At 46.9% G+C, this 5,620-nt stretch carries 2 tRNA genes and 3 rRNA genes; all 5 read right to left on the bottom strand.

Annotation, left to right across the window (positions count from 1 at the left end):
- Nucleotides 1–45: 45 nt before the first annotated feature.
- Nucleotides 46–153: ribosomal RNA gene (gene rrf, locus LC418_RS21220) — 5S ribosomal RNA — on the bottom strand.
- Nucleotides 154–322: 169 nt separating this feature from the next.
- A 23S ribosomal RNA gene (locus tag LC418_RS21215) occupies nt 323–3,086 on the bottom strand.
- Nucleotides 3,087–3,243: 157 nt separating this feature from the next.
- Nucleotides 3,244–3,317: transfer RNA gene (locus LC418_RS21210), tRNA-Ala, on the bottom strand.
- Between the two features lie 97 nt (nt 3,318–3,414).
- A tRNA-Ile gene (locus LC418_RS21205) sits at nt 3,415–3,488 on the bottom strand.
- A 222-nt stretch (nt 3,489–3,710) separates the two neighbouring features.
- Nucleotides 3,711–5,227 (bottom strand): 16S ribosomal RNA (locus tag LC418_RS21200).
- The 16S, 23S and 5S rRNA genes sit together here with 2 tRNA genes alongside, the layout of an rRNA operon.
- Nucleotides 5,228–5,620 lie beyond the last annotated feature (393 nt).

Raw genomic sequence — 5,620 nt, 5'->3', positions numbered from 1 at the left:
AAAAAAAGTCTCATACAAACTGTGTTGTATGAGACTTTTAATAAAAACTGGCGGCGGCCTACTCTCCCGCTTTCGCAGTACCATCGGCGCTGGTGGGCTTAACTTCTGTGTTCGGAATGGGAACAGGTGAGCCCCACCGCTAAAACCACCCTAAAGGCTTTATATAAGAGGTTAGGGGTTAGAAGATTAGAGATTAGTAAAAACTAACTTCTAATATCTAGTATCTAACTTCTATTTTATCGATAAAAACGTTCACAAAGACAAAACCTTGACTGCGCATAAAAGGCTTGTATAATTTTATTATATTGATATAGCAACCATAGGCTATAAATCTACGGGTAATTAGTACTACTCGGCTATGACATTACTGCCTTTACACCTGTAGCCTATCAACGTCGTCATCTCCAACGACCCTTAAAAGATGTCTCATCTTGAGGCGAGTTTCGCACTTATATGCTTTCAGTGCTTATCTCTTCCAAACGTAGCTACTCAGCGGTGCACCTGGCGGTACAACTGATACACCAGAGGTTTGTTCAATTCGGTCCTCTCGTACTAGAATCAAGCCCTCTCAAACATCTAACGCCCGCAATAGATAGAGACCGAACTGTCTCACGACGTTCTGAACCCAGCTCGCGTGCCACTTTAATGGGCGAACAGCCCAACCCTTGGGACCTTCTCCAGCCCCAGGATGTGACGAGCCGACATCGAGGTGCCGAACCTCCCCGTCGATGTGAGCTCTTGGGGGAGACTAGCCTGTTATCCCCGGAGTACCTTTTATCCTATGAGCGATGGCCCTTCCATACGGAACCACCGGATCACTATGTCCTGCTTTCGCACCTGATCGACTTGTTGGTCTCACAGTCAAGCACCCTTATGCCATTACACTCTACGCACGGTTACCAAGCGTGCTGAGGGTACCTTTGAAAGCCTCCGTTACTCTTTTGGAGGCGACCACCCCAGTCAAACTACCCACCACGCAATGTCCTTCTAAAAGAAGTTAGGCTCCAAGTAAGTAAAGGGTGGTATTTCAACGTTGGCTCCACCAACACTAGCGTGCCGGCTTCAAAGCCTCCCACCTATCCTACACATTACTTACTCAAAGTCAATACGAAGTTATAGTAAAGGTTCACAGGGTCTTTTCGTCCCATTGCGGGTAATCGGCATCTTCACCGATACTACAATTTCACCGAGCTCGTGGCTGAGACAGTGCCCAGATCGTTACACCATTCGTGCAGGTCGGAACTTACCCGACAAGGAATTTCGCTACCTTAGGACCGTTATAGTTACGGCCGCCGTTTACTGGGGCTTCAGTCAAACGCTTCGCTTACGCTAACGCCCTTCCTTAACCTTCCAGCACCGGGCAGGTGTCAGACCCTATACAGCATCTTTCGATTTAGCAGAGTCCTGTGTTTTTGATAAACAGTCGCCTGGGCCTCTTCACTGCGGCCACCATTGCTGATGGCGTCTCTTCTTCCGAAGTTACGAGACTATTTTGCCTAGTTCCTTAGCCACGACTCACTCGAGCACCTTAGGATTCTCTCCTCGACTACCTGTGTCGGTTTTGGTACGGGTTGCTTCACTTCGGCTTTTCTTGGAAGCACTTTCCCTGCAGCAGCTTCGCCCGAAGGCTAGGCCTTGACTATTCCGTCAGTCTCCAGCAGGTACGGCACTCCGTCCCCTTTTTAGTGTGAGCAAGTATGGGAATATTAACCCATTGTCCATCCACTACCCCTTTCGGGTTCGCGTTAGGTCCCGACTAACCCTCAGCTGATTAGCATGGCTGAGGAAACCTTAGTCTTTCGGTGAGGGGGTTTCTCGCCCCCTTTATCGTTACTTATGCCTACATTTTCTTTTCTGTCCGCTCCACAATACCTCACGATACTGCTTCGGCGCAAACAGAATGCTCTCCTACCAGATATACCCAGAAGGTATAAATCCATAGCTTCGGTAATATGTTTATGCCCGATTATTATCCATGCCGGACCGCTCGACTAGTGAGCTGTTACGCACTCTTTAAATGAATGGCTGCTTCCAAGCCAACATCCTAGCTGTCAATGCAGTCCAACCGCGTTGCTTCAACTTAACATATATTTGGGGACCTTAGCTGTTGGTCTGGGTTCTTTCCCTCTCGGACATGGACCTTAGCACCCATGCCCTCACTGCCGACGAACATTTATTAGCATTCGGAGTTTGTCAGGAATTGGTAGGTGGTGAAACCCCCGCATCCAATCAGTAGCTCTACCTCTAATAAACTTAACATCGACGCTGCACCTAAATGCATTTCGGAGAGTACGAGCTATCTCCCAGTTTGATTGGCCTTTCACCCCTACCCACAGGTCATCCGAAGACTTTTCAACGTCAACCGGTTCGGTCCTCCACTCTGTGTTACCAGAGCTTCAACCTGCCCATGGGTAGATCACAAGGTTTCGCGTCTAATCCTACTAACTAAGCGCCCTATTCAGACTCGCTTTCGCTCCGGCTCCGGACCTGAAGTCCTTAACCTCGCTAGTAAAATTAACTCGTAGGCTCATTATGCAAAAGGCACGCCGTCACCCAACTTGTGGGCTCCGACCGCTTGTAGGCGTACGGTTTCAGGTTCTATTTCACCCTTCTATTCGAAGTGCTTTTCACCTTTCCTTCACAGTACTTGTTCACTATCGGTCTTTCAGGAGTATTTAGCCTTGGAGGATGGTCCCCCCATATTCAGACAGGATTTCACGTGTCCCGCCCTACTCATTTATCATCAAAATATGCCTTTCAAATACGGGGCTATCACCCTCTATGGCTGTTCTTTCCAGAACATTCTTTTAAACATATAAAGACTTTTGGGCTAATCCGCTTTCGCTCGCCGCTACTTACGGAATCTCTTCGATTTCTTTTCCTCCGGGTACTTAGATGTTTCAGTTCTCCGGGTTTGCTCTCTAAATAAATTTAGAGTAATACATCTTCAATGTATTGGGTTGCCCCATTCGGACATCTGCGGATCAATTCGTGTGTGCCGATCCCCGCAGCTTTTCGCAGCTTACCGCGTCCTTCTTCGCCTCTGAAAGCCTAGGCATCCGCCATACGCCCTTAACGATTTCTTTCCTATTTTTGGTTACTCAAGCGCTTTTATGCGCTCGGTTTTCTCTTTGTGATGTCTTTACCGTTAATGTCAATGATCTTAATGTCTTTCTTTCAGCTTGATGAACAGATGTTGTTTTTGGCTCCATCCGTAACTTTTAAATCAAGCTTCCAAAACTGTGGAGAATAAGGGAGTCGAACCCTTGACCTCCTGCGTGCAAGGCAGGCGCTCTAGCCAGCTGAGCTAATTCCCCCTCTAGTTAGACTAAGAGACTCAAGATGCTAGATTCAAGACTTTTTATTGATTAGTCTTGGCTCTTGGCTCTCTCATCTTCCCGTCTTTTTAATTAGTAGTCTCGGGCAGGCTCGAACTGCCGACCTCTACATTATCAGTGTAGCGCTCTAACCAGCTGAGCTACGAGACTTCATTAGACTTAAAGATAAAAGAACCAAGAACCAAGACGCTAACGTCTTTATCTTTCTTCTTTTCTCTATCCTCTTGTCTCTCTCTCCCTCTGATACTAATTTCTAGTGGGTTTTGTATTTTTATATTATATAGCAACCAAATAAAAAACTAAAGCTTTACTTTAAGCAGAATCAATGGTACCGAAGTACCTAATTTTGTTTATCGTCTAAAAGACGCTCTAAAATGAGATGTTCCAGCCGCACCTTCCGGTACGGCTACCTTGTTACGACTTAGCCCTAGTTACCTGTTTTACCCTAGGCAGCTCCTGTTACGGTCACCGACTTCAGGTACCCCAGACTTCCATGGCTTGACGGGCGGTGTGTACAAGGCCCGGGAACGTATTCACCGCGCCATGGCTGATGCGCGATTACTAGCGATTCCAGCTTCATAGAGTCGAGTTGCAGACTCCAATCCGAACTGAGACCGGCTTTCGAGATTTGCATCACATCGCTGTGTAGCTGCCCTCTGTACCGGCCATTGTATTACGTGTGTGGCCCAAGGCGTAAGGGCCGTGATGATTTGACGTCATCCCCACCTTCCTCTCTACTTGCGTAGGCAGTCTCACTAGAGTCCCCAACTGAATGATGGCAACTAGTGACAGGGGTTGCGCTCGTTGCAGGACTTAACCTAACACCTCACGGCACGAGCTGACGACAACCATGCAGCACCTTGAAAATTGCCCGAAGGACGGTCTATTTCTAAACCAATCAATTCCCATTTAAGCCTTGGTAAGGTTCCTCGCGTATCATCGAATTAAACCACATAATCCACCGCTTGTGCGGGCCCCCGTCAATTCCTTTGAGTTTCATTCTTGCGAACGTACTCCCCAGGTGGCTAACTTATCACTTTCGCTTAGTCTCTGATTCCGAAAAACCAAAAACGAGTTAGCATCGTTTACGGCGTGGACTACCAGGGTATCTAATCCTGTTCGCTCCCCACGCTTTCGTCCATCAGCGTCAGTTGTTGCTTAGTAACCTGCCTTCGCAATTGGTGTTCTAAGTAATATCTATGCATTTCACCGCTACACTACTTATTCCAGCTACTTCAACAACACTCAAGACCCGCAGTATCAATGGCAGTTTCACAGTTAAGCTGTGAGATTTCACCACTGACTTACGAGTCCGCCTACGGACCCTTTAAACCCAATAAATCCGGATAACGCTTGCACCCTCCGTATTACCGCGGCTGCTGGCACGGAGTTAGCCGGTGCTTATTCGTACAGTACCTTCAGCTTCCCACACGTGGAAAGGTTTATCCCTGTACAAAAGAAGTTTACAACCCATAGGGCCGTCGTCCTTCACGCGGGATGGCTGGATCAGGCTCTCACCCATTGTCCAATATTCCTCACTGCTGCCTCCCGTAGGAGTCTGGTCCGTGTCTCAGTACCAGTGTGGGGGATCACCCTCTCAGGCCCCCTAAGGATCGTTGACTTGGTAGGCCGTTACCCTACCAACTATCTAATCCTGCGCGTGCCCATCTTTATCCACCGGAGTTTTCAATATCAAATGATGCCATTTAATATATTATGGGGCATTAATCTTCCTTTCGAAAGGCTATTCCCCTGATAAAGGCAGGTTGCACACGTGTTCCGCACCCGTGCGCCGCTCTCAAGATTCCGAAGAATCTCTACCGCTCGGCTTGCATGTGTTAGGCCTCCCGCTAGCGTTCATCCTGAGCCAGGATCAAACTCTCCATTGTATGTTTTTCCTGACCCACTCAAAGTTTTTTTACGCTTTAGTTTTTTTCTTACTTGGTTGTATATTGTATGTCAATGATCTTTTTTCTTTCCGCAATATATAAAGAAGCTTTTCTGTCGTTCTGTTCCTTATTTGCGGTTGCAAAAGTAATTATTTATTTCTAACCGACCAAATGTTTCAAAGGAAAATTTTAAAGTTTTTTAAGTAACCTTAACCCCTTCTGACACTCCAATCTGTACTCACTCCTGCGCTCCGTTTAACCGGACTGCAAAGATACAAAAAAAATTAAAACCCACAACTTTTATTTATTAAAATATTGCTAAGCTTTTTCTCCTGATTCCTGTAAGCTTTTTTAAATACCTATCGCTTATCTAAAAGCTCTTCTGCGCTACTG

The organism is Chryseobacterium lathyri (genome assembly GCF_019970085.1).
Taxonomy (GTDB): domain Bacteria; phylum Bacteroidota; class Bacteroidia; order Flavobacteriales; family Weeksellaceae; genus Chryseobacterium; species Chryseobacterium lathyri.
Note: the sequence above shows the minus strand (reverse complement) of the source record. Positions and strands in the feature narration are given on the sequence as shown.